The organism is Cohnella thailandensis (genome assembly GCF_014212135.1).
Classification (GTDB): Bacteria; Bacillota; Bacilli; order Paenibacillales; family Paenibacillaceae; genus Cohnella; species Cohnella thailandensis.
This window is the reverse complement of the sequence record NZ_JACJVQ010000032.1, coordinates 93,291-117,796: the sequence shown is the minus strand read 5'-3', so window position 1 is coordinate 117,796 and position 24,506 is coordinate 93,291. Positions and strand designations below refer to the sequence as shown.

The following is a 24,506-nucleotide window of genomic DNA, read 5'->3' as shown; positions in this document are numbered from 1 at the left end:
ACATAAGCCTCTTCCCTTCTCGTCAGAGACGACAAGCCCCTGCTCTTTTCGCGGCAGGGGCTTCTTTTTGCGTTGATTAGACGCATACCTATATAGAGGTTGAAGGAGGCGATTAAGCATGTCGCGATTGCTCAAAAAAGGAATTTGGCCGATCGCCCTCGTTATCTGCCTTGGAATCGTCGTTTGGCTGTCCCGTTCCGGAGAGGCTTCCCCCGTCCCCCTGGTCAGCACGCTGGAGAAGAACGGTTATCGAATCGAAGTGAGAACGCTCGAGGCGCGCTCTTCTCCCATGGAAGAGAAGCAATTCCTCGTCACGGTCACCGACGTCGGCGGCGCGAACGTCGAAGCGACAAGCATCCAGATCAAATCCTGGATGCCGAAGATGTTCTGCGGAATCTTTACGGCCAAGGTAGAGCGGAGCTCTCAAGGCTCCGGCTACGAGGGAACGCTCGTGCCGGTGATGAGCGGCCGTTGGGTCGCGGAGACCCGGGTTCGGATCGGTTCGGACGAATTTGTCCTGCTTCACGACTACAAGGTGGTATAAAACAAGCGAATGCTCACCATAGCCAAGGATGAATCGACGGGATCCAGCCGTTCGCGCTCAGCCCTTTCATAATGGAGAGAATGCCCATCAGAATGGCCAGGTTCTGCCCCGCTCCCCTCAGTTGCTTTCTCCATTTCTTGCTTATGCCTTTGGCGGACAGAGCGAACGCGAACAGCATGGGGAAGGTCGTCAAGCCGAAGACGAGCATGATCAGAAAGCCGTCCGCGACATTTCCCGTCGCGGCGGCGTTCATTTGCATCGCGTAGGTAAGGCCGCATGGGAGCAAGCCGAGCAGCAAGCCGGTTAAAAAGATGGACACGTATTCCCAAGAGGAGCCGGACGAGCCCGACAGCCGCTTCAACCGTTCATGGCCCGGGAAGCGAATGGCATGAAGCGGCAAGGTGAACTTGCGCCATGCCCATAGCAGAATAAAGACTCCGCCGAGGATGCTGGCCGCTCCCTGCAAGCCGACGAACCGGCCCGCGAGGTTAAGGAACGAACCGGCCGCCCCCATCAAAGCGCCCGTTATCGCGTAAGTCAAAATCCGGCCGACATGATAAAAAGCCAAAGACACGGCCGCGCTTCTTCTGGCTTCCATGGCGATGGACGCTCCGATCCCCCCGCACATGACGATGCAATGGGGAGCTCCCGTCAATCCGGCCAGCACGGCAACGATCGCGTCGTCCCCGGTCATGATCCGTTGCCTCTGAATGCCGGAGTCGTCCGCCTCGCAAGCCGGAGCGAATTGCCGACGACCATCAGGGAGCTCGATGCCATTCCGATGCACGCAACGCGCGGGTCCAGCAAGCCGAAGACGGCAAGCGGGATCATGACGGCATTGTAGAGAAGCGCCAGCGTCAAGTTCTGCTTGACGTTCCGCATCGTCCGTCTGGCGATCCGATAGCCTTCGCTTACCCGGGAGAGCTTGCCCGCCGAGATGACGACGTCGCCTGCCTGCAGCGCCGCCTCGTTGCCTCCCGCCATCGAGATACCCACGTCCGCGGCCGCCAGCGCGGCCGAATCGTTCGCGCCGTCGCCGATCATGACGACTCTCCCTCCCGTCTTCTGCAGTTCGAGCAAGAGCTCCAGCTTCTGCTCCGGAAGCAGCTCCGCCCGAACGTTAAGAATTCCCAGCTTCGCCGCGATCTTGGCCGCCGCCTCGCCGCGATCTCCGGAGGCCATCCAGATCTCTCCGTATCGCGCGAGCTCCGCAATGGCGGCGCCCGCATCGTCGCGAACTTGGTCCCGGAACCGGATCGTTCCCCTCCACTTGCCGTCCATGGCGAAATGAAGAACGGAATGCGGGCTCCCATCCGAGCCTGCAGAGGTAGACAACGGCATGGCGATCCCCTGTTCGGACAGCCATGCGGCGCGTCCCAGCACGACTCTCTTGCCTTCGACGATCCCCGTTATCCCTCTTCCCGGATATTCCGAGACCTCCTTCGCCGGCGCCAGGAGCAGCCTGCGCGCTCTCGCTTCGCGTACGACGGCTTGAGCGAGCGGATGGTCCGAGGCTTGCTCCAATGCCGCGGCGAGCCGAAGCAGCGTCATCGGAGGAAGAAGCGATGCCTCGATGTCCGATACGGCAGGCTTGCCGATCGTGAGCGTGCCGGTCTTGTCGAACACGAAGACGTTCGCTTGGCTCAGAGCCTCCAGCTTGCTCGCTTCCTTGACGACGATGCCGCTTCGGAGCGCGAGGCTCGATCCGATCAGCATCGAGATCGGGGTCGCGAGCCCCAGCGCGCAGGGACAGGCGACCAGCAGCACCGCCATCGCGGGATCCACGGCTTCCGTCGGGCTTGCCCGGAACCACCAGCCCGCAAAAGTCAGCATGGATAAAGCGATAATGGAAGGCACGAAGAACGCGGCGACCCGGTCTACCTTTCTCTCGATCTTCGGCTTGCTATGCTGGGCATTCTCGACGAATGCGATCATGCGAGACAGCCTCGATTCCGAGCCCCTGTCGTCGGACTGAACCTGCAATCGTCCGCTTACGAGGCGCGTGCCCGCATAGACGCGTTCTCCCGCCCGTTTAACCGCTACGCTCTCTTCGCCTGTCAACAGCGATTCGTCGGCCTCCGCCGTTCCTTCCAGGATGACGCCGTCCAAGGGAACCCATTCGGAAGAGAGAACCTCGAACCGTTCTCCCGGCGCTAGCTCTCCTATGGGGATCGTGCTCCTTCCGCTGCCGCGAACGACCCGAACCACTTGCGCCCTCCGTTCCCGCAAGGAAGTCAGGCTCCGGGCGGCGTTGCCTTTGGCGATCGACTCCAGCCACTTGCCTAACGTAACGGACACGAGGATCATGGCGATCGAATCGAAGTAAAGCGGCGGATGTCCGTGCAGGACATGCGCGTCCATTCGGCCGATTCCCGGCTTGAACGCTTGATAATGGCTGTAGAAGTATGCGACCGCCGTGCTCATCGCGATCAGAACGTCCATGTTGGGCATGCCCTGCTTCAGCGCATGATAAGCTCCCAGATAGAAGGGAAAGCCGGCATACAGCAGAAGCACGGAAGCGAGGATCATTTGGATCAGAGGGACCTGGAACAGCTCCGGCGTATGAATGCCGTAGGGCTCAAGAAAGTGCCCTGCCATCGCGGCGAACAAGGGTATCGACAGCAGCGCGGAGGCGATGAAACGGTTGCGATAAGCCCGGGTCTCGAGCTCCGCCGGATTCCTCCCGTCCCCCCTGAGAATCTCCGCCCCGTAGCCGAGCTTGCGAATTCTCTCGACGACGAGCTCCTCGCTTGCCGTGGCTCCCTCCCATTGAACCGAGGCTTGGGAGGTCGCCAAGCTTACGGAAGCCGTCTTCACGCCCTCCAGCTTGTTCAGCGACTTCTCGATCCGGGCCGAGCATGCGCTGCAGGTCATCCCGGTAATTTGAACCTGAAGGTTACGCATAGATCCCTCCAAAAAGGCTTGCTTGTCGGACAATCTTCTAATAGGGAATATATGCGGAGCGAACGAAGAAAGACCGATTGCGGCCTAAGCCGAATCGGTCCTTCCCATCCGATTGTTTGTAGTCGGAAGTCGGGTAAAGTTAATCCTCCAGTTTAAAGGCCTGCTTCAAATCCCGGATCTCGTCGTCTTCGATAGGAGCCACATGTCCGAGGGCGCGCGCGGAGAGAATCGACTTGGCGCTGTATTCGGCGACCTCCAGGCGATCGAACGTGTTCAGCAAGCCTTGGCCCGTAACGACGATACAGTTGTTGCGGACGATGGCGATCGGCGTGTTCGGCTTGAACAGCGCGGCGGTCTCCTCCGGCTCGTTATATAAAGATTCGAAGGATAGCTTGGGCATCCCGCGAAGCAGGATATAGCTCTCCGGAATCGTCCGGGAGTCGAACGGCAGATCCGTTACGGCGAAGGCCATGATGTACGGCGGATGCGCCAGGATAACCGAATCGACATGCTTCTGCTGCTCGTAGATCGCTTGATGGAAACGAACGGACTGGCTGGGAAGCTTTCCTTCCTCGCTCGTCCCGTTCCGGACGCGAACGAGCTCCTCCGGCTGCAGGTACTTGCGATCGATCCCGTAAGGAGTGATCAGAAAATCCGTCCCGTTCAAGCGCTGGGAGAACGTTCCCTGCGTGCTGGTGAACAGTCCCTGGTCGTAGGCTCTGCGAATGAATCCGCACATCGTGCGCCGGATCTCCAGCTCGCTCGCGTCGATGCCTTCGCTGCGGTGTGCGGGCAGCGACAACGCGCTCTTCTTGACGATTTCGTAATCCTCGTCGGTCAGCAGAGTCGGACGCCCGATTCTCGATGCTTCGATCTCCAGCCTGGCGCAATAGTCCAGCGTCTCGAACACGCGGAACGCTTCGAAGAGGTCTTGGCCTCCGACCACGACGCCGTGATTCTCCAGCATGACCGAGTTGACGCCTTCCCCGAATACCTTGGCGATGTTGCGGCCGAGCTCTTCGCTTCCGGGAAGCGCATACGGCGCCATTCCGATCCGTCCGCAAATCAGCCGTTCGTTCGGGAGCAGCCGGGTATCGGGAATCCGCCTTACGATGCTGAAGGAGACGAGCGCCGGCGGATGCGCATGGACGATCGCCCGCAAATCGGGCCTCGTCTCGTAAATCAAACGGTGAAACGGAAATTCGCTGGAGGGCTTGTGCTTGCCCCGAACCGAACCGTCCGCTTGCACGCATACCATGTCTTCCGCGGTCAACGCTCCCTTGTCCACTCCCGACGGCGTAATCCAAATATCCCCGTCGGCCCCGCGGATCGACAGATTGCCTCCGGAGGTCGTCGTCATCCCGTACCGGTAAATTCGCTCCATGAGCAGGAGAAGCTGCTGGGCTGGCTGCATTTCGTTCGATGGCATGATTAACGTCTCCCGTCCGGGTAGATTTGGTTCTTATGATAATGAAAGTTCCGAGACACGTCTATGATTCGGGTTACAGCTTTTTCTTAACCAATTAAAAAGAGCCGCATCGGAGCGACCCTTATGACGATATCCCGATCTATTGAAATAACCAGATCACGAGCAGCACGACGAGGATCATCCCGATCGCGTAAATCCAGGTCAGATTCGCCCAGATCTTACCCGAATTTCTGGAGTATTGAGAGTTCTCCTCCCGGTTGCTTGGGGATTGTCCGATCATGATCGTGCCGATAAGTCCCGCTATCATCACGACAACGACGGCAACCACCAGCCAGAGCGTGCTATTCACCTGTTCGCCAGCCTCCTGATATGCGTGTCGCTTTTTCCATGCTAATATTGTTTCGCATTCCCATAAGAAAAGCAAGATAAAAAGAAGCTTGGTTGAAAAGCCTCCTTTATCCTTATAGTATTAACGTCAAACACAGTAAAAAACGATTGGATAAGGAGCGGATGGAATGAGCTATCTGGATCAACCTTGGTCGTTGAAAGGACTGACTTTAAAAAACCGCATCGTAATGCCCCCGATGTGTCAATATTCGGTCGACGCGCTTGACGGAATCCCTAACGATTGGCACTTCGTTCATTATGTCTCCAGAGCCGTCGGCGGCGCCGGACTCCTCATCGTGGAGATGACCGACGTCGAGCCGGACGGCCGCATTACCTCGAAAGATCTGGGGTTATGGTCGGACGAGCAGATTCCCGCCTTCAAGAGAATCGTCGACGAGGTGCATAAATACGGCGCCAAGATCGGCGTTCAGATCGCGCATGCCGGCCGCAAGGCCGAGGATGCCGCGCAGCCGGTCGGAGCTTCCGGCATTCCGGTCCAAGGCATCAAGAATCCGCCGCGCGCCCTCTCGACCGAAGAGGTTCGCGGGATGGTCGTCAAGTTCAAGGAAGCGACTCGCCGCGCCGTGGAGGCTGGTTTCGACGTTATCGAGCTGCACGGAGCGCACGGTTATCTGATTCATCAGTTCCACTCTCCGGGCATCAACGACCGCGCGGACGAATACGGCCAGGATCTGTCGAGGTTCGGCGTGGAAGTCATACAAGCCGTCCGAAGCGTCATGCCGGACGATATGCCGCTCATCTTCCGAATCTCGGCCGTCGAATACATGGACGGAGGCTATGATTTGGAGCATTCCCTTCGGATGGCCCATAGCTACAAGGAAGCCGGCGTCGATGTCTTCCACGTCTCCAGCGGCGGAGAAGCTCCGGCCGGCAAGCGCAAGCCCGGCAACCATCCCGGCTACCAGGTACCGTTCGCCCGCGCTTATAGACATGAACTAGGCGTGCCCGTTATCGCGGTCGGTATCCTGGAGGATCCGTATGTCGCGGAAGCGGCGCTCGCCAACGGAGACGCCGACCTCGTCGCCATAGGCCGCGGCATGCTGGACGATCCCTATTGGGCGATGCACGCGATCCGCGCGGTGGCTCGGAAGGTCGAGCCTCCCGTTCAATATGAAAGAGGGATTTACGTACGGTAAAATCGCTTAGACTGCAAGAGGGACGTCTCGACGGAGACGCCCCTCTTTCTTATTTCAATTCGTAAAGTTCTTTATTGAGCATCGATGCGAATCCGTCAACGGACATAGGCTTAATCCCGAGCATCGGCGCCAGTTGGCTCCAGGCGGAAGAGCCATAGTTGGATAGGACGACAAATCCCGTTCTGTTCTCCCGGTTAAAGGAGATAAAGGAGCTCGAGCCGTACGTGCCGCCATTATGCCAATGGGTAAGAGTTCCATCCTTCTCCCGGTACCTCATCCATGCGTAACCGACCCCGATTCCCCGCTTGGGCATGAGAGCTTGGTGCTCTTGCACAGCCAATGCGATCGCCCTCCCCATCGGCTCCTCCTCCGACTCGTTCAGGTGGGCTTCCAGATAAAGCAGCATATCGTCTATCGTGGAACGTACGGCGCCGGCACCGCCTAACGCATCCGAGAAGTCCCAATGTCTCGTCGGCTTGCCGCTCGCCCGGTAGACGGGAACCAAAGAGGCCGACAGCGATCCCGAAGACGCGACTCCGGTATTCGTCATGCCGAACGGTTCGGCGATGCAGCTCCCGATCATGTCGTTTAAGCTCATCCCTAAGCGTCTGGCGAGAGCCCAACCCAGCAATCCGAATCCGTAATTCGAGTAGCGATGCGAGCCCGTTTGTCTCTTTTTCTCGGACAGGACGCTTTCGTTTAGATGCCGCTCCGTATAACCGGAGTATGGATTCATCCGGTCGTTTATCGTCGCCCTCAGGTTGCTTGGAACGACGGGAAGTCCCGAAGTATGGGTGGCAAGCTGAAGCAAAGAGGTCTCTCGGGCGAACGGACTCTCCTTCCATTCCGGAACGAGGTCCGCAAGCCTCTCCGCCGAGTTCCACCGTCCTTCCTTCTCACCGATGGCAAGAATCAATCCCACCATCGTTTTGGTTATCGAACCGATTTCGTATAAGCCGTTGCTTATGCCCGATCCTCGCGGCGCGCCCTTTTCCCATACCGTTCGGTCGTCTCCCTGAATGATACCTACCGACAATCGATGATTCGGTTTCTCTGCCCACTTGCGAACCCGCGGCTGCCGGAACAATTCCGCCAAAGTTTTCTCCAATTTGGTTCCCCCTCAGAGCTAATGCTCCTTTTACGGGGATTGGCAAGCAAGGTTTCTCCTCGGAAATGACAAAGAACCGCGCATAGGCGCAGCTCTTCCGTTGGTTCCAAGGTCCGGCTCAGTCGTTCGTCGCGACTCTGAAGTCGACGGGCAGAATGTATCGATGAACGATCGCTTCCGCAATGCCGAGGATGATGACCATCGCCAAGTTCTCGCCGACGCTTAAACTCCAGTTCATCATCGCCGCGACGAACCATAGGAAGACGAATGCAATCGCCGCATCGGCCACGGTCGCTACCGCGTTGTTCGTCATTCGCAAAATAAACTGGTCTCCGACGAAATAAGAGATGACGGTTAGGAACGTGGCCGCGACGAACGCCCCGAGGTAAGAAGCTTCCGTGTAATAAACAAGGAGAAAGGTCACGATTGCCCCGTTAATCAGCCATTTCAGGATAAAAGATACCATGATCGAACGCACGCCCTTTCGTTTTCTGTAGTATGCGTTCTCCCGCGGACCTGCATACCGGGACAAAAACAAAGAGAGGAGGAATCCCCCTTTCCGACCCTTCTTATTTAGACGCAGCCGTTCGCACCGGCGAATTCGCCTTTCCGGACGGAAGATCCGGCATGGCGTTAACGGATACGACTTCCTTCGTCCTCTTCTTCGGCTTAGTCCAGAACTTCTCGCTGCCGGGCAAATCGTCGAACCAGGCAGCCTCTTCCGGGCAATCCAGCTCCATGAATCGGCCGTATTGACCGTCTCTCGACTGATGGTACTTCAGATAAGCTTTGCCGTTCTCGATGGCCAGAATCTCGATCTTGCCCGAGGTGTGGCTCATCGAGAGCCGAACTCGCTTGCCAAGTCCCGATGTCATCGCTTTAGCCCGTTCGACGATCTCATACACTCTGCGCAAAGACAGCACGAACGCTTTATTGCCCGCCACCGGCCGATTCACGAAGAAATAATAAGGAGTCACTCCGGCCCACGACAGTCTATCCAGCAATTCCCCTAGAATCTTCGGGTCATCGTTAATCCCTCGCAGCACGGGCGTTTGGTTCACGACGATGGCTCCCGCCTGGTGCAGCGCCTCGAAGCCTTTGACGGCTTCCGGCGTTATCTCCCGGGGATGGTTGATATGCGCCATGACGTAAATCCTTCGCTCCGGGGTCGAGAATTCTCGAATCGTCGCCAGAAGCTCCTCGTCCTCGTAGATCCTCATCGGATTGAAGACGGGAATCTTGGATCCCATTCGGATGATCTTGACATGATCGATTTCCCTAAGCCGTTCAAGGATGGCCCGAATTCTGGGAGTTCCGAGAATAAGGCTGTCTCCGCCGGTCAATAGCACGTTGTTGATCTCCGGATGCTCCGCGATGTAATTCAAGCCCGGCTCCACGTCCGTCACGGCTTCCTTGACATCGTTGCGGAATAGGCGCTTGCGGAAGCAATAGCGGCAATAAGCTCCGCATACCTCCGAGACGATGAGCAGCGCCGTCGTTCCGTATTTGTGCTGGCAGCCGGGGACGACGTAATTCGTATCCTCGTCCGAAGCGTCCCAACGGCCGTACTCCCCGAGCTCATCCGCATTCGGGATGACCAGCTTGCGGATCGGATCGTCCGGATCGTTCCAATCGATAAGATTCAAATAGTAATCGTTGACTCTAAATACGAATTTCTCGGTTATCCGCTTGAGTCGTTCTCTCTCCGACTCCGGGATTTGCGCGATCCTGTCGATGTTCGTCAAATACTTCGGCTGAGGCATCGGCACTCTCCTTTACCTGTTTTTTGAACTTGCCGGGTCTCTTTTGGGCAACAAAAAAGACCCGTTGCACGGGTCAAAAGACAAGCCGAGGACAAATCCTCCGCTGCGCGTATGATTGACCCATCCTAAGCTGACGAGGTTAGCTGACGGGCTCGGGTTAGATGGTCCCCTACGATCCGATCGGATCGATTCGCCCCAATTGATTGGTTCCCCCGCTCTCCGGCATAGCCGGAAACTAAGCTAATAGACGCAATATTCAGTTAAGATTAGACTATTTTTCTACTATAACAAACATCCATCCCCCCGGCAATCGTTTTCGATATAAACCCTTATTTGTAATTAAAATGTAACTTTTGCCGATCCGATCCCGAATAAGCCCATGGGTCCGATCTCATAATACTTTGCATAATGAGACAAAGGGAGAATCGAAATGAATCGCACTTCGGAAGTTGGAACCGTCTTCGCTCTCGGCGGCGTGAACGAGATCGGCAAGAACATGTACGTCCTTCAATACGACGGGGATATTATCGTCATCGACTGCGGCTCGAAGTTCCCGGATGAGAGCCTGCTCGGGATCGATCTGATCGTTCCGGATATTTCCTATTTGCTCGAGCATTCGAGCCAAGTCAAAGCCTTGATCGTCACCCACGGACATGAGGATCATATCGGGGGAATTCCTTATTTCTTGAAGGAACTGAACGTGCCGGTGTATGCGTCGGCGCTGACGATCGGTCTGATCGAGACGAAGCTCAAGGAGCACGGCCTGCTGCGCAATGCGACCCTGAACGTCATCCATGCCGATTCGGTCGTTCGATTCGGCGACATTCGCACCTCCTTCTTCCGCACGAACCACAGTATCCCGGATTGCCTGGGAATCGTCTTCGAGACGCCGCAAGGGACGGTCGTACATACGGGCGATTTCAAATTCGATCTCTCCCCGGAGAACCGCCAATACCCCGACCTTCATCGGATGGCGGCTATCGGAGAGAAAGGCGTGTTTCTGCTCCTGTCGGAGAGCACGAACGCGGAACGGCCTGGCTTCACGCCGTCGGAACGATTAGTGGGCGCTCATCTCGAGGAAGCGATCTCCCATGCCGATGGCAAGGTGTTCGTCTCCACCTTCGCCTCCAACGTGAATCGGCTGCAGCAGGTGGTTCGGGCGGCTGCGGTATCGGGACGGAAGCTGGTGCTGCTCGGACGAAGCATGGTGAATGTCGTAAACGTCGCCCAGGAATTAAACTATCTGGATATTCCGGAAGGCATGTTGATCGATGCCGAAGCCGCCGCCAAGCTGCCGTCCGAGCAAGTGGCCGTTCTCTGCACGGGTTCCCAAGGCGAAGCGATGGCGGCGCTCGCCAGGCTTGCGAACGGAAACTACCGGCAAATGAGCGTGGATCCGGGCGATACGGTCATTATCGCGGCGGGCGCCATCCCCGGGAACGAACGGAACGTGTCCCGGATCGTCGATAACCTGTTCCAGCTAGGCGCCAAGGTTATCTACGGATCCGGAACTTCGACGGGAATGCACGTCTCGGGCCACGGCAGCCAAGAAGAATTGAAGCTGATGCTTTCCTTGATGAAGCCGCGATATTTCGTGCCCATTCATGGCGAGTATCGGATGCTGTACCAGCATCGGCTGCTTGCCGAATCCGTCGGCGTCGATCCGAGCCATATCTTTATCGTCGGGAACGGCGACGCCGTCGAGTTCGCGGGCGGCAAAGCCGTTCTCGGCGACAGGCTCCCCGCCGGGGATGCGTTCGTCGACGGGCTCGGCGTCGGGGATATCGGCACGGTCGTCCTTCGCGACCGCAAGCAGCTGTCGGCGGACGGAATCCTTATCGTCGTCGTGACGATGAGCAAGCGCGACGGGTCCATTCTCTCCGGACCCGACGTCATCTCCCGCGGCTTCGTGTTCGTCAAGGACAACGAAGAGTTGATTCGCAGCATTCAAGAGCTGGCGCTTGGCACTCTCGCGGATCTTAAAGAAGCCAAAGTCCGGCAGTGGAGCGCACTGAAGCGCGCGCTGAAGGATGAGATCGCCAAGTATCTGTTCGCGCAGCTCAAGAAGCGTCCCATGATCCTGCCGATCCTGATCGATGTTTAACATAGAGAAGAGCTCCCCGAAGATCCGCTTGCGTCGAACGCCGGGTCGTCTGGAGCTCTTCTTTTTTACAGCTGTATCGTTTTGGTTGCGATTTGCCTGCAGAATTCGCTGTCGTGCTCCACGAACAAGATCGTCGGTTCATGAGTCAGCAGCAAATCCTCGATCTGCATGCGGGATAGGACGTCGATGAAGTTGAGCGGTTCATCCCATATATACAGATGCGCTTTCTCGCATAAGCTTCTGGCGATCAGCACCTTCTTCTTCTGTCCTCCGCTGAAGTCCGCCATGTCCTTCTCGAACTGCGTTCGGGAGAAGTCCAGCTTGCGCAAGATCGCTTTAAACAGGCTTTCCTCGATGTCCTGCTCCCTGGCGTAATCGGCCAAATTCCCCTTCAGGTGAGCGGTGTCTTGAGAGACGTAGGAGATGCGCAGCTGACTTCCGATCCGGACGGTACCCGAGTGCTCGATCTCTTCTCCCAGGATGAGCTTCAGCAAGCTGGACTTTCCCGCTCCGTTCTTGCCGGACAGCGCGATGCGGTCTCCTTGCTCGATCGCGAAGCTGACATTCTCGCAAACCTTCCGATCGCCGTAAGCTATCGAGACGCGGTCTAGTTCCGCAAGCTGATGCTTATGATAAGCCAATTGGCCGATCTTCAGGCTCTCCGTGCCGTCGATGTTGCGCAGCAGCTTGGATTTCTCCTCCGCCGCCGCTTGCTGCCTGTTCTCGATCGCTTTGGAACGCTTCATCATTTTCGCGGCCTTGTGTCCGATATAGCCCTTATCCGGCCGGAGTCCCCCGTTGCGGGTTCCGTTCTTCGTCTTCTCCACTTCGTCCGACCAATGGCTCGTGCGCGCCGCCGCCTCGCTCAGTCTCTTGATGTCTTTGCGAAGCTTGTCGTTCTCGGCCATCTCGAATTGGTCCTGTCTCTGTTTGTTCTCCATCCAGCTGCTGAAGTTGCCCTGCTGAATCTCGATATTCGTCTTGTTGATCGACAGAATGTGATCGACGCACCGATCCAGGAACGCCCGGTCGTGAGATACGAGAATGAAGCCCTTCTTATTGCGAAGGTAGTCGCTGACCAGCTTTCGGGCTTGGAGATCCAGGTGGTTCGTCGGTTCGTCGATCAGAAGGAAGCTGTTCTCCTTAAGGAACAAGGCGGCCAGCAGCACCTTCGTCTGCTCGCCGTTCGACAACGATTCGAACGGCCGGTACAGCACGTCCTCGGTGACGTCTAACAAGCTAAGCTCGCGCATCAATTCCCAATGGACGTAATCGGGGTAAATCCCGCCGACCACGTCCAGCGTGTTATCCTCTTTGTTCGGAACCGGATAGGGAAAATACTCGAAGCTCACATTAGCGCTAATGTGACCGCCGTACTCGTGCTTGCCGAGCAGCAGGTTCAGGAAAGTCGTCTTCCCTCTTCCGTTCCTCCCCGTAAACCCTAGCTTCCAATCGGTATCGATCTGAAAGCTGACGTTCTCGAAAATATTGTCGTAGCTGCCCTCATAGGCAAACGTTAGGTTTCTCACATTGATTAATGACATGAAATATCCTCCCGCGCAAAATAAAATGAGCCGCAAGAAAGATGCTTCTCGCGACTCAAATAAATAAGGCGAATCCGCCCGCGACGGGCCGGATCGGGATATTCGTCTGAGTGAACGGATATGGCATCTTTCTTGCATTAGGCAAAGAAAATAGGCGATAAAATCGCTTATCTCGTTTGAACCTTAGCAAGAAAAATCCATTATCGCGTTCAACTCCTGTCCTTGAATTACTTGAATGATAACACGACCCTAGACGGGATTTCAACTCCGACCGAGTTTTTTATTCTTGAGTCAAGCGCACACGCAAGCCTTGGACGCGAATCGTACACTATTCCAGTTCCTTCGTTAGGAGTTGGATTATGAAAGCTCTCGTTACGGGCGGCGCCGGTTTTATCGGTTCTCATCTGGCGGATGCGCTTCGGCTGGGCGGCGCCGAAGTGCACATTATCGACAACCTCTCGAGCGGGCTCCGAGAGCAGGTCCACCCATCCGCTCGCTTGCATGAGGAAGACATTACTATGGAGAATATCTCGGACCTCATCCAGGCGATCCGCCCCGACGTGCTGTTCCATCTGGCCGCGCAGATAGACGTCCAGAGCTCGATCGCGAATCCCGCTCAGGATTCGAATACGAATGTCGTCGGAACCTTGCGGATTCTGCAGGCTTGCAAGCAATCGGGCGTCCGGAAGCTTGTCTTCTCGTCGACCAGCGCCGTCTACGGAGAGGGCAGCCAATATCCCAAAGATGAGAGCATGGCAACCTCCCCCATCTCCTTCTACGGCTTATCCAAAGACACCGCGGAGAAAAGCATTCGGTTGTTCCATCGTCTCTCCGGATTGCCTTATACGATCTTGCGGTACAGCAACGTGTACGGTCCCCGCCAGACCTCCCGCGGCGAGGGAGGCGTCATCTCCGTCTTTATGAACAAGCTCAAGCAAAATTTGCCTCTGACCGTCCACGGAACCGGCGAACAAACCCGCGATTTCATCTACGTTCAAGATATCGTGGAAGCCAATTTGGCCGCCGTCCGCAAGGGGGACGGACAGACCGTCAACATCAGCACCGGAAGAAGGACTTCGATCAACCAGCTGGTCGACCTTCTCAAGCGGATTCACGAACCGGAATTGGGCGTAGAGCACAGCCCGGCGAGGGCCGGCGATATTAGGGACAGCTGCTTGGATAACCGCCTGGCGGAACGCGTCTTGGAATGGAGCCCCCGCAGCAGTCTGATCGAAGGACTGAAGCAAACCTATCGGTCCATCCTGACATAACGGCCATGCCTCGCGAACGAATCGCGTTGCATGGCCGTTTTTATGCGGAACTATTCCCAGATTTCAACCAACTTGTCCGAGTAGAATAAGATCGCCTGCTTGTACGATTGAATCCCCTTGTCGCCGCTCGTTTCCGCAAGCTGCCGCAACACGATCTCCATCGCCTTGTCATGTTCCTTCCTGTTGTGCAGTACCATCGCATAGAACACGAGGAATTCCCTGTTCTCCGGGTATTCCCGCATCGCTTGTTCCAGAACGGCCCCGGCATCCGCATACATGCCTAGCGTCCGGTAGGTGCTGCCCAACCCAAGGTAGGCTCCTTCCCGGTCCTCTCCGGCAATTCCAAGCTCCAGCGCCTTCCGATAAAAGAGAACGGCCTCTCGTTCCCGCTCCATCACGTCGTGAACCCACGCGCACTGGTACCAGACGGCCGGGTTCGCCGAATCCCGCTCGATCAAGTCAAGCAGCAATGCTCTTGCTTGATCATGCTCGCCGGCTTGTCTAAGAAAAATCGCTTGCTCTAAATCCGTCATCGGGCTAACCTCGATCTCATATTCTCCAAATAGCGACCGCGAGAAACCCGGTCGACTTCTATGATTCTTGCGGCTATCGTCGGCACCATCCATTGCTCCACGTCGCTTAAGAGCATTCCGGACAACGTTTGATACTCGCGCCAATACTGTTCATAGAACCACACGCGGTACTCTCTATTAGATAGCCAGCCGTTCGCGAGCCATTCGGGCGCATTCGAAGGAAGATCCGTCGACTGCAGGATCATGGAGCTTCTGGCGACATCCGCCGCCGGATCGCCGATCAGGACGTTCATCCAGTCGATGATGACGGGACCGTTCGGCGACAGGATAATGTTGTCGGGATGAAAATCATAATGGCACAGGGCATTGCCCTCGGGCAAGGATGCCAGGATCGCTCGAATCTGCCGCTTCTCCCCGTCGTTCAGTTCTTCCGTCCAATTCAGTCGATTCTCCAGCTCTTTTTTTAAATTCGAATCGTTTCGCACCCGAACCTGATGCAATTCGAACTGCAGTTGAGCCATGAGCTTGGCATGATAATCGATGCTCTCCGCCGTGGATTCGATCTGCCGCAGCATCGTCTTCCCTTCGATTCTCTCGTACACCAAACCCGGCTTGCCCTCGTGCTCGACGAGACCGGAGAATCTCGGCGTCCTGACGTTTAGGCCGTCGACAATCTCGGCATTGCGTGCTTCCTTCCCCGCCTCCGACGCCGCATCGAAACAATCGTGGAACAGCTTGATAACCTCCGTGCTTCCCCACTCGTATACGCTTGCGGTATTGCCGACACCGATCAGGGCCCCGAGCTTCATCCTGCGTTCCTGCCGCCGCTTCGGCCTGCTTGCCAATAGCCGATCGCCGTCCGGTAAAACTCCTCCGCTTGCGCCGGAGAAGCGAAATCCCTCTTCGGAAGGAGATGGCAATGCATCCGGCTGACAAACACGACGATATATTCGTTGTTCTGCTCGATCGATTCGATCCCTTGCCATTCGGTGAACGTGCGGTTCGCGCTCGTGCTCTCCCAGAAGCCCTCTGCGCCGATCTCGAAGGATTGGGTGCCCAGCAGGGCCGGGTTGTCGACCGGCACCTTCATGACCCTGCCCTTGAATCGGTAGTAGAAGAACCACAGAGAGCCGCCTCCCAGAACGAGGGCTGCCGCGATGCAAATCCAGATGGCGTAATCCATGATCATGAACAGCAGGAACAACACGACCGGATAACCGAACAGCATCGTCAGGACGGTCTTCCTCTGCTTGTTCCAGAGCACGTACTTGTTAAGGTTCCAGAAATCTTCTTTGGTAAGCGTCGTTTCAACCTGAATGGGAATCAATCCTCTTTCGTTTCGTTTTCTCGTTTTCTCGTTCTCCATACGCATTCTACCATAGAAAGCCGGGCGCGTCCGTTATCGGAGCAGCATCATTCGGGTCGTCTGAATCGTTCTTCTCGCGATCACCTCTGCCGATGGATCGAAGCCGCTGCGGATCCAATTCCGAATCGTCTGCATCGTGCCCCCGACGATCCATTCGCTGAAGAACGCGTAATCCTCTTCGTCCAGATCGGGGTTGCCCTTCATATGGGACAAGACGTTGCGGATGCTCTTCTGCATGATCGAGACGAACCTCTGCGTATAAGCGGGAAAATCGTCCGACAGCAGCAGCTTGTACACCTTGGAGAATTGCCCGAAGTGCTCGTAGTTGATTCGAATGAAGCTCTCGTGGCTCGCGATGACCCCTTCGGTCGGCGCCTTGGGATCGAACTTCTCCATGAGCGACACGTATTCGTCAAGCTGCAGATCGAGAATTTCGGCGATCAGCTCGTCCTTCGAGTCGTAGTGATTATAGAAGGTCACCCGGTTGATGCCGGCAATCTTGGCGATATCCGTGACGTTCACCGATTCGAAGGAGGCTTCCTGGAGTAGCTCCGTCAACGCTTCCCTCAGCCTCGCCCGCGTTCTTACGACGCGAATGTCGGGGTAATCCCGTTGGCCCACGATTCCTTCTCTCCTTAACTTTAGATTACACCTCGCAGCACGAGTGTCGTATTTACTACACCCGAACGAGCCTGTGTTTATCCAACTTGCCGCTATTATGTTACCATCTAACCAGTGCGATGTAAAAAAACTCGCGCATCGCGATATCAACGAACTGGAGAGGTGTAACGGATGAGCGATTCCAAGGTATTCTTGATTACGGGTTCGGCCACCGGGCTAGGACGGGCCCTTGCCGTCAAGCTTGCGGAGAGAGGCTATCGCCTGGCCCTTGTCGACTTCAACGAGCAGGCAGGACTCGAGACGCTGTCTCTGTCGAAGGAGCGCGGAGCGGAAGCGATCTTCGTCAAGGCGGACGTCTCCCGCGAAGAGGATGTCAAGCATTACGTGGAGAAGACGGTCGAAGCGTTCGGCCGCATCGATTATTTCGCCAACAACGCGGGAGTCATGGTTCCGTTGCGGCTGCTGCACGAATACGAGCTGAGCGAGTACGACCGGGTGACGGGCGTCAATCTCAAGGGAGCGTTCCTGGGCCTCAAATACGTCATTCCGGTCATGCTGGCCGGCGGCGGCGGCCGCATCGTCAACACGGTATCGTCCAACAGCTTCAAGCCGACGGCCTTCAACGGCCTGTACTCGGCGACGAAGCACGGGCTCGCGGCGATGACCAAGTCGATCGGACAAGACTATCAGGACTTGAATATCCGCGCCGTCGGCGTGGCGCCGAATGTGATGAACACGAACATCGCGGCCAACGCGGTGACGACGCTGACGGAGGAGCGCATGGCGAAGCTGGGCGCGTCGACGGGTCCCAGCCTTCCTGCGACTCCGGAGGAAATCGCCGAAGTCGTCATCTTCGCGGCGACGACGGGAGCGGACATGCTGAACGGCACGGTCGTAAACTGCGCCGGCGGGGAGATTTTCCAGTAAGCATTCTCGAGTGAACGCAGCAAAGCCCGCAACGATGTCGTTGCGGGCTTTCTATTCGTCACGTTCATTATTTGTACTTGGTCCGACGAAAGGCTGTTGATGCCGTTCAAGCACGTTGCGTGATCCCGAAGCGCAGAATCGCCCTAATTGAAGGTGCCGCGGGTAAATTAACGGCGCCGGGGGCGAGATAGCTACTCCTAGGCTTTCGGCTTCGGCTTGTTATATCCCGCGTCTCCGTACGGTTGCAGCTTCTCGAGCCACCGTTTCTCCATCTGCTTCGTCTCCCAGCGCACGTCGGCGATATCGGACGTATCCTTCTCCTCCAGCACCTCGTAGTCGAAGGCTTCCTTGCCTTGTTCCTTCCAATCCCGCTGAAGCTCGGCGTTCGCGAACCGGCCCATGTCCAGCTGCATCTGAATCGTCAGCCACTTGTTCTTCAGATTCGGATACGAGTCGATGAAGACCTTGCCGTTCGCTCGATTCGTGATTCGAACGACGCCCATAAACGTCTTGACCTGCTTGAACTCCTCTTGCAGTTCCTTGCGTTTGCTCTTGTCCATGCCTTTCTTCCTTCCTTGGGCAAGATATTGCTCAATACCCCATATCCTTGAGCAGTTGCGAGAGAGTCCGAAGTCTCTCCCCGATTAACTCTCCGTCGTCGCTTAGCGCCTGACTGAACAGCTTGATGTCCTCTTTGATCTTCTCGTTGTCGGTGCACACCTCGACCGTCATGGCATCTCCTTGCAGCCCGATTCGGTCGATCACCGGCTTCTCCGGGTCGTATAGGCTCTCATGTCGATAGGCTTCCCGGAAGTGCTCCAAGGTGCGGCAGATCAGAATGGACAGGTCCAGTACCCGATGCAGGGGCAATTCCTCCGATTGCCGGGACCACTTCTCTCCGGTGTACCTCCAGACCTTGGCCGAGATATCGACCTTGCCGCGGTCGTTCCATTGGGCAAGGCCGAGAGACAGCCCCTTCGTATCGGTATTGCCGGCGAGGCGGCCGTCAATCCGCTCGTAATCCGCGGCGACGATAACCGGCTTATGCTTTAACGACGTTGGAATCTTCATGGATAGGCCTCTTTTCTGTTCGTAATATTTAGTAATTTACTAAACAACTAAACCTGAATTCATCTTACTTCATTCGGCTTCCTCCGTCAATCCGAATGACCCCTATTCCGAATCGCCGCCATTGCGAATATCCGCCATTACGAATATCCGCGATTATATATTCGCCAATACGAAAACGACGCCAGGATATCTCCCGACGCCGTCTCGCCTTCTTATGGATTGCGCCCGTAATACAGCTTCAAATTCGCGATGTCCACCAAGTACAGAATATCGACGTTCTTGGCATTGCGCTTGACCGCCAATCTCTCGATCGGCTTGCCCGGAGCGATCGACGTCGCCGTCCAAGTTCCTCCCGCATTCACTGCCGCATAGGCGCGGTCGGTCCCGCTGTACTTCACGTAATAAATTCTTGCCTCGGTGCCTGTCCAGGTAACGTCGATGGCGGCTCTCGTCTCGGTTGCATCGTAGACGGTCTGGAGCTGCCAGCCGGCAGCGCCGTATGCGGCCTGCTTAACGGAGAAAGTCGTGCTGCCCTCTTCGCGGTAGCGATAAGCGATAATCGGATTATTCGCGGAATCGACCGTCATCTTCGCGCTTTGAACGCCGGGACCGCCCGGATCGCTTCCGCTTTGAACGTAAGCCTCGGTTGCCGCCAGGGGCTGGACGATATCCGCCGTCGACAAAGTGACCGGAGCGGATACGACCGTTCCGTTCGCCTTCGAGAAGGTTCCCGTGGACGGACTATATTTCAGGTAAGACAATTGATGACGAAGCGGACTGGCGGCGAAGTGCGCCCATTCGAACAGGATATGCAAGTCGCCATTCGAATCGAAGACGAGATCGTCGGGATAAACGGAGCGGTTGAGAGTAGTCGCCACCACGGCAATCTGGCTCCAGGTCGAATTCGCGTTATCCCAGCGGAACAGATGCGCGTCCCGCTTCCCCGCCGTGTCCTTGCCGATCCGGGCCATCAGATACAAATCCCCGTTCGGCGCGGTCGCGAGCACCGGATACGTCACCTTCATCGTCGGATCCGGCATGTCGGCCGCATGCTCCTGCGGCGCTCCGCCTACCGTATCCGAACGGAAGTACCGCCAAGTGTTGTCATGCATGGAGGCGAAGACGTGAAACCGTCCGCTGCCGTCTCGGGCGATCGACGGTTGGTTATGGCCGTTGTCGTCGATGAATTCGGCAACGTTCGTTCCGTTCATGACCGGGATGTTGCTCCAAGCACCCGTTCCGTCCCTACGCGCGATGTACACTTTGTGCGTTCCGGCCGTGCTTCCGGGAGCGTTGTATGCCATGTACGCGTATTCCAATCCCGTTCCGTACGTATCGAGCGGCGACCACCAGCCGGCCTGGTTGCTGGAATCGATCGGATATGGAACCTCCTCTAACGTCGCGGCGGCGCTCCCCGTGCCAACCGGCACCAAAGCAAACAACGCGAATGCGGCAGCCCATATTCGCCATCCTTTTATCCTCCTCAATCTTACCGCCTCCAACTAGATAATTAATGGAGTTAAACACTTTCGATAAAGCGTTTACATAACGGATTCGGGATAGGATCCTCATCTTTCGGCGCCAGTTCAAGAGTAGCACTTCCTTACCGCCGCAGACATTCACAAAATAACGTTTCTCATAGAACAAAAATTAGGAATATCCCCTTTCTATCGCTTCGATAGAACGATTTTCTCCTCTGCAAAATAGCAAGGACCTCTTCTTCCAAGAGGTCCTTAGATTACGCTCGATTTATCCCCTAATCTCCCTGCAGCGACTCCAGTCTTCCGGCTCGATAAAATCCAGAAGCTATTGGGCTAAATCAGCGCTCTCCCATACCTTGCCGGGAATCTCTCGTTTAAGGACGGGCAGCACCTCCGAGGCGAATCGTTCGATCTGTTCCCGCTGCTCTTGCTCCGTCAATCCGTCGACGCTGACCGCAAGCACCTGATGGCCGAAAGCCCGATGGTACTTCAGAATCTTCTCGACGACGCTTTCCGCGCTTCCGACCAAGGCGGGGCCGTTCTCGACCGTGTCCTCCAGACTCGTGAACGGAGAACGATTATGCTGCGCCGCATCCGTTAAGCTATACGCTTGATAATAAGGACGGAATCTCTCGATCGCCTCTTCCTTCGTGTTCGACAGATAAAGGCTGCCCGCGCCGGAGCCTACGATCGCCTCTTCGGGATCGTGCCCGTAATACTCCCATCGTTCCCGATAGTGGTCGATCAGCGCTTTGTATTTCGCCATCGGATGAAAGGCGTTCGAGGAGAAAATAGGTTCCCCGTTCTTGGCTGCCAGCTCCGTTGAGATCTCGCTGGACGCGCTGCCGTGCCAGATGGGAATCTTCTTCTGGTAGGGCCGCGGCTGCGTCGTTACTTCAACCAAAGCCGGACGATAACGCCCCTCCCAATTCACGTTCTCCTCCTGCCATAATCTCTTCAGCAGGTAGTACCGTTCTTCGAGCGACTCCCACTGCTGCTCCTCCGGAACGCCGAACAGCGGGTAATGGCGGGGGTCGTTCCCCTTGCCGATCATAAGCTCAAGCCGCCCTCCGGATAGGTGGTCCAACGTCGCATAATCTTCGGCGACTCGCACGGGATCGAGAACGCTGAGCACGGTTACCGTCGAGTGCAGCCGGATTCGCGACGTTCTGGCCGCGATCGCGGTCAGAACGACCGGAGGAGACGAGGAGAGAAACGGCTCCCCGTGGCGTTCTCCGATGCCGTACGCGTCAAAGCCGAGCCGTTCCGCCAGCTCGGCTTGCCTCAGGACGTTGCGAAATTTCCGATGATCGGGGAGAGACTCCCCCGTCACCGCATTCGGTATATTCATCAACAAGCTAAAAAGAGCGACCTTCATGGAAAACGCTGACCTCCCGGATCGTTCGTCCCTCGCCGACTTTATACCAACCATTTCGGTCGGAATATATCGAGATGGGAACAATCTACCATCCGCACACAAGGGAAGTCAACGTATTATCGATTGACTTTATCTATCGGACGATTCGAATGTTCTATACGTTCATGCAGGAAATCGACGATATGAACGGCCTGCATCCTCTTATCGTTCGCATGGCGTTCGATTCCCAGCTTCATCTGCAGCAGGCAGCCCGGATTGCTGGTGACGATATAATGGGCCGTCGTGGAGTTCGCGTCGTCCATCTTCTTCTCCAGCAGGCGATTGGCCATGTCCGGCTGCGTGATGTTATAGATGCCGGCCGAGCCGCAGCACGAGCCCGCGTCCTTCATCTCGACGAGCTCTACTCCGGGAAGCGAATCCAGCAGCTTGCGAGGGGCCGCTCCGCCTTTCATCACGTTCTTCAGGTGACAGGAATCCTGATAGGTGACCTTTACGGGTTCGGCTCCCGAACCGGTCTGCTTGGCGAACGGAAGCGTCCTTCCCTCGTTCCATAGAATCGAGCTGATGTCCTTCGTTCGGTTGGCGAACCACTGCGCTTCCTCGAGCCATTCGGGCTCCTCGTGAAGCAAGTGGTCGTATTCCACGAGAATCGCCCCGCATCCTCCCGCGTTCGAGACGATCGCATCGACGCCCGCTTCGCGGAAGGCCCGGATGTTTCGCTTGGCGAGCTCCTTCGCTTGCTCCGTCTCGCCGCTATGCGCATGAAGAGCTCCGCAGCAATTCTGGGCTTCCGGAATGACCACGTCGAAGCCGGCTTCGCTAAGCAGCTCCGCGGTCTTGCGATTCGTCTCGGAGAACATCGCGTCCATGAGGCAGCCTCGGAACAGGCCGACCGTGCCGACGCGCTCCCCCTTGGCGGCGATTCGGGTTCCAAGCGTCTTCGCGACTCCCTTGCCTGCGACGTCCGGAAGAATTCTCTCCATATCGCCCAGCTGCTTCGGAAGAAGCTTGGTCGCGTTCGTCTTCCGGACGACCGCCCGGAGTCCCGAACGCTGATACAGCTTCAGTCCTTTGCCGAGCAGCTCCATTCGCTTCGGATGCGGGAACAAGCCTTGGAAAACCAGCTTACGTACGCCCTTCACCCATCCGCGATGCTGCTTCGTATGCAGCTCGATCGCGTCTCTCGCCTGCTCGATGAGCCGGCCGTACTTCACGTCCGCCGGGCAAGCGGGCTCGCACGCCCGGCAGCCGAGACAGTGGCTCATCTGCTCCTCGAACGGCACGTCCGGCTCCATCACGTCGTCGACCGTCGCCTTCATCAGCGCGATTCGGCCTCGAGGCGATTCGGCTTCCAGCCCGGTCTCCCTGAAGGTCGGACAAGCCGGAAGGCAGAAGCCGCACCTCATGCAGTTAGTGAGCTGGTCGTAATCCAGCTTTATCTTTAACGTCTCGCGCAAGGCTTCCCGATCCGCCGTCTTAGCCACGCTCGAGCACCACCCTTCTTCTCGCCGACTTGGCGAACATTTTCCCCGGATTAAGCAGGTTCAGAGGATCGAAAGCCGCCTTGATGCTCTTCATGACGGCGACGCCGGGTTCGCCGATCTTCCACTCGAGATAGGGCGACTTTACCAGGCCGACGCCATGCTCGCCCGTGATCGTCCCGCCGAACGAGATGGCCGCATCGAAGATTTCGGCGAACGCCTCTTCGACGCGATGAACCTCTTCCTGGTCCCTGGCGTCCGTCGTCGCCGTCGGATGGAGGTTGCCGTCCCCGGCATGCCCGAACGTGCAGATCTGCACCCTATGCTTGGCGGCGATTCGATTGATGGCCAGAACCATATCGGCGATCTTGGAGCGCGGAACCGTCGCGTCCTCCAGAATCGTCGTCGGCCGAAGCCTGGCGAGCGCCGTAAACGCGCTGCGGCGAGCGGTAAGAAGCTTCAACGCTTCTTCGTTGTTCTGGGCCACGCTTATCTGCGAAGCGTTCTCTTGCCTGCAGATGCTCGCGATGAGCTCGATATCGCGCTCGACCGTCTCCGGCTCGCCGTCTTGTTCGATGAGCAGTAAGGCGGCCGCATCCGTGGGCAGATTCAGCTTCGCATAATCGTTAACGACATTAATCGTCGGATTGTCTAGCAGCTCCAGCGTGGCGGGAATGATTCGATTCTCGATAATCTTGGACACCGTGCGCGCAGCATCGTAAATATCGCCGTACATGGCCAGCATCGTCTTCTTATGCTTGGGAGGCGGAATCAGCTTCAGGGTCGCTTCGGTCACGATGGCCAGCGTCCCTTCGGAGCCGACGAGCAGCTTCGTCAGATCGTATCCGGCGACGTCCTTCACCAGCTTGCCTCCCGTTCGGATGATCTCGCCGGATGCGAGCACGCATTCGAGACCGAGCACGTAGTCTTTGGTCGTTCCGTACTTAAGCCCTCGCAGCCCTCCCGAGCACTCCGCGATATTCCCGCCGATCGTCGAGATGGCCATGCTGCTCGGATCCGGAGGATAAAAGAGGCCTAGGCTCTCGATATGCTCGATGAATTTCTTCGTCAGGATGCCGGGCTGGACCGTAGCCGTGAGGTTCTGCAGATCCACCTCCAATATGGCGTTCATCCGATGCATGACCATGACGATTCCTCCCTGCACCGGTACCGTTCCCCCGCACAGGTTGGTTCCGGACCCGCGGCTGACGACGGGGATTCGGTTTCGGTGCAGGACGCGCATGATCGCCGACACCTCCTCCGTGCTGCCGGGATAAACGACCCCGTCCGGCAGCGATTGCAGCATAGGCGTTCCATCGTACGAGTGAGCGACCCTGGTTTGGTCGTCATCCTTGAAGTGGGAAGCTCCGACGATCTCCCGGAGCTCATTGGCGATTTGGCTGTCGAGCATGCACGCAACCTCCGTTGAAATGATTA

The 24,506-nt window shown here is 56.8% G+C and carries 23 protein-coding genes and 1 riboswitch; of the genes, 5 read left to right on the top strand and 18 right to left on the bottom strand.

The genetic code is table 11. The annotated features are described in order from the left end of the window. Positions 1–118 precede the first annotated feature (118 nt). Positions 119–544, top strand: a complete 426-nt coding sequence (locus H7B67_RS30105; protein ID WP_185123602.1) for a FixH family protein — start codon at positions 119–121, stop codon at positions 542–544. Positions 545–557: 13 nt separating this feature from the next. Here the strand turns inward: H7B67_RS30105 and H7B67_RS30100 are convergent, their stop codons facing one another. The 4 genes from H7B67_RS30100 to H7B67_RS30085 form a co-directional block, all read right to left on the bottom strand. Next, positions 558–1,238: a sulfite exporter TauE/SafE family protein gene (locus H7B67_RS30100; RefSeq protein ID WP_185123601.1), complete on the bottom strand. Its 681-nt coding sequence runs from the start codon at positions 1,236–1,238 to the stop codon at positions 558–560. Next, the gene (locus tag H7B67_RS30095; RefSeq protein WP_185123600.1) at positions 1,235–3,448 is read right to left on the bottom strand and encodes a heavy metal translocating P-type ATPase; all 2,214 of its coding nucleotides are present in this window, start codon (positions 3,446–3,448) and stop codon (positions 1,235–1,237) included. The genes H7B67_RS30100 and H7B67_RS30095 overlap by 4 nt, the downstream gene beginning before the upstream one ends. 139 nt (positions 3,449–3,587) lie before the next feature. After that, complete coding sequence (locus H7B67_RS30090) at positions 3,588–4,877, bottom strand: class II aldolase/adducin family protein (protein WP_185123599.1); 1,290 nt, start codon at positions 4,875–4,877, stop codon at positions 3,588–3,590. 139 nt (positions 4,878–5,016) lie between these two features. Then, positions 5,017–5,226, bottom strand: a complete 210-nt coding sequence (locus H7B67_RS30085; protein WP_185123598.1) for a hypothetical protein — start codon at positions 5,224–5,226, stop codon at positions 5,017–5,019. 166 nt (positions 5,227–5,392) lie between these two features. Here H7B67_RS30085 and H7B67_RS30080 point away from each other — a divergent pair, with 166 nt between their 5' ends. After that, positions 5,393–6,421 (top strand): NADH:flavin oxidoreductase/NADH oxidase, encoded by a 1,029-nt coding sequence (locus H7B67_RS30080; RefSeq protein ID WP_185123597.1) that lies wholly within the window; start codon positions 5,393–5,395, stop codon positions 6,419–6,421. 49 nt (positions 6,422–6,470) lie between these two features. Here H7B67_RS30080 and H7B67_RS30075 read toward each other — a convergent pair whose 3' ends face one another. The 3 genes from H7B67_RS30075 to H7B67_RS30065 all read right to left on the bottom strand — a co-directional run bounded on the left by H7B67_RS30075 (position 6,471) and on the right by H7B67_RS30065 (position 9,292). Beyond that, a complete protein-coding gene (locus H7B67_RS30075) occupies positions 6,471–7,529 on the bottom strand; it encodes a serine hydrolase domain-containing protein (protein ID WP_185123596.1) in 1,059 nt (352 codons plus the stop codon). A gap of 118 nt (positions 7,530–7,647) precedes the next feature. Further along, positions 7,648–7,995: a DUF2512 family protein gene (locus tag H7B67_RS30070; protein WP_185123595.1), complete on the bottom strand. Its 348-nt coding sequence runs from the start codon at positions 7,993–7,995 to the stop codon at positions 7,648–7,650. A gap of 103 nt (positions 7,996–8,098) precedes the next feature. Continuing rightward, positions 8,099–9,292, bottom strand: a complete 1,194-nt coding sequence (locus H7B67_RS30065) for a KamA family radical SAM protein (RefSeq protein ID WP_185123594.1) — start codon at positions 9,290–9,292, stop codon at positions 8,099–8,101. Between the two features lie 112 nt (positions 9,293–9,404). Beyond that, a riboswitch (cyclic di-AMP (ydaO/yuaA leader) is annotated at positions 9,405–9,544 on the bottom strand. A 178-nt stretch (positions 9,545–9,722) separates the two neighbouring features. Here H7B67_RS30065 and H7B67_RS30060 point away from each other — a divergent pair. Then, a complete protein-coding gene (locus tag H7B67_RS30060; protein WP_185123593.1) occupies positions 9,723–11,396 on the top strand; it encodes a ribonuclease J in 1,674 nt (557 codons plus the stop codon). 65 nt (positions 11,397–11,461) lie between these two features. On the opposite strand, the gene H7B67_RS30055 is transcribed toward H7B67_RS30060, so the two are convergent. Then, a complete protein-coding gene (locus H7B67_RS30055) occupies positions 11,462–12,940 on the bottom strand; it encodes an Lsa family ABC-F type ribosomal protection protein (RefSeq protein WP_185123592.1) in 1,479 nt (492 codons plus the stop codon). Positions 12,941–13,299: 359 nt separating this feature from the next. Here H7B67_RS30055 and H7B67_RS30050 point away from each other — a divergent pair, with 359 nt between their 5' ends. Then, positions 13,300–14,211 carry an NAD-dependent epimerase/dehydratase family protein gene (locus tag H7B67_RS30050; protein ID WP_185123591.1) on the top strand — a complete coding sequence of 304 codons (912 nt, stop codon included), beginning with the start codon at positions 13,300–13,302 and terminating at the stop codon, positions 14,209–14,211. 50 nt (positions 14,212–14,261) lie between these two features. Here the strand turns inward: H7B67_RS30050 and H7B67_RS30045 are convergent, their stop codons facing one another. Genes H7B67_RS30045 through H7B67_RS30030 form a run of 4 tightly spaced genes read right to left on the bottom strand, consistent with a single transcriptional unit; the run spans position 14,262 to position 16,731 of the window. After that, positions 14,262–14,744, bottom strand: a complete 483-nt coding sequence (locus tag H7B67_RS30045; protein WP_185123590.1) for a tetratricopeptide repeat protein — start codon at positions 14,742–14,744, stop codon at positions 14,262–14,264. Beyond that, positions 14,741–15,553 (bottom strand): phosphotransferase family protein, encoded by an 813-nt coding sequence (locus tag H7B67_RS30040; RefSeq protein WP_185123589.1) that lies wholly within the window; start codon positions 15,551–15,553, stop codon positions 14,741–14,743. Before H7B67_RS30040 ends, H7B67_RS30045 begins: the two co-directional genes overlap by 4 nt. After that, positions 15,550–16,110 carry a YcxB family protein gene (locus tag H7B67_RS30035; RefSeq protein ID WP_185123588.1) on the bottom strand — a complete coding sequence of 187 codons (561 nt, stop codon included), beginning with the start codon at positions 16,108–16,110 and terminating at the stop codon, positions 15,550–15,552. The genes H7B67_RS30040 and H7B67_RS30035 overlap by 4 nt, the downstream gene beginning before the upstream one ends. Positions 16,111–16,143: 33 nt before the next feature. Then, positions 16,144–16,731 (bottom strand): TetR/AcrR family transcriptional regulator C-terminal domain-containing protein, encoded by a 588-nt coding sequence (locus H7B67_RS30030; protein ID WP_185123587.1) that lies wholly within the window; start codon positions 16,729–16,731, stop codon positions 16,144–16,146. Between the two features lie 171 nt (positions 16,732–16,902). Between H7B67_RS30030 and H7B67_RS30025 the strand changes: the two genes are divergently transcribed. Next, entirely contained in the window at positions 16,903–17,658 is a 756-nt protein-coding gene (locus tag H7B67_RS30025) for an SDR family NAD(P)-dependent oxidoreductase (protein WP_185123586.1), read from the top strand. Positions 17,659–17,855: 197 nt separating this feature from the next. Here H7B67_RS30025 and H7B67_RS30020 read toward each other — a convergent pair whose 3' ends face one another. From H7B67_RS30020 to H7B67_RS29995, 6 genes are all read right to left on the bottom strand, one after another. Further along, positions 17,856–18,218 (bottom strand): GIY-YIG nuclease family protein, encoded by a 363-nt coding sequence (locus H7B67_RS30020; RefSeq protein WP_185123585.1) that lies wholly within the window; start codon positions 18,216–18,218, stop codon positions 17,856–17,858. A gap of 31 nt (positions 18,219–18,249) precedes the next feature. Further along, on the bottom strand, positions 18,250–18,729 hold the full coding sequence (locus H7B67_RS30015; RefSeq protein WP_185123584.1) for a DUF6530 family protein: 480 nt from the start codon (positions 18,727–18,729) through the stop codon (positions 18,250–18,252). Between the two features lie 212 nt (positions 18,730–18,941). Then, positions 18,942–20,216: a BNR-4 repeat-containing protein gene (locus tag H7B67_RS30010; RefSeq protein ID WP_209649234.1), complete on the bottom strand. Its 1,275-nt coding sequence runs from the start codon at positions 20,214–20,216 to the stop codon at positions 18,942–18,944. Positions 20,217–20,535: 319 nt separating this feature from the next. Further along, positions 20,536–21,588, bottom strand: coding sequence for an LLM class flavin-dependent oxidoreductase (locus H7B67_RS30005; RefSeq protein ID WP_185123583.1), 1,053 nt, complete (start codon positions 21,586–21,588; stop codon positions 20,536–20,538). 116 nt (positions 21,589–21,704) lie between these two features. Continuing rightward, positions 21,705–23,072, bottom strand: coding sequence for a (Fe-S)-binding protein (locus tag H7B67_RS30000; RefSeq protein ID WP_342592630.1), 1,368 nt, complete (start codon positions 23,070–23,072; stop codon positions 21,705–21,707). Further along, complete coding sequence (locus H7B67_RS29995) at positions 23,065–24,480, bottom strand: FAD-binding oxidoreductase (protein ID WP_185123582.1); 1,416 nt, start codon at positions 24,478–24,480, stop codon at positions 23,065–23,067. The genes H7B67_RS30000 and H7B67_RS29995 overlap by 8 nt, the downstream gene beginning before the upstream one ends. Positions 24,481–24,506: the final 26 nt, after the last annotated feature.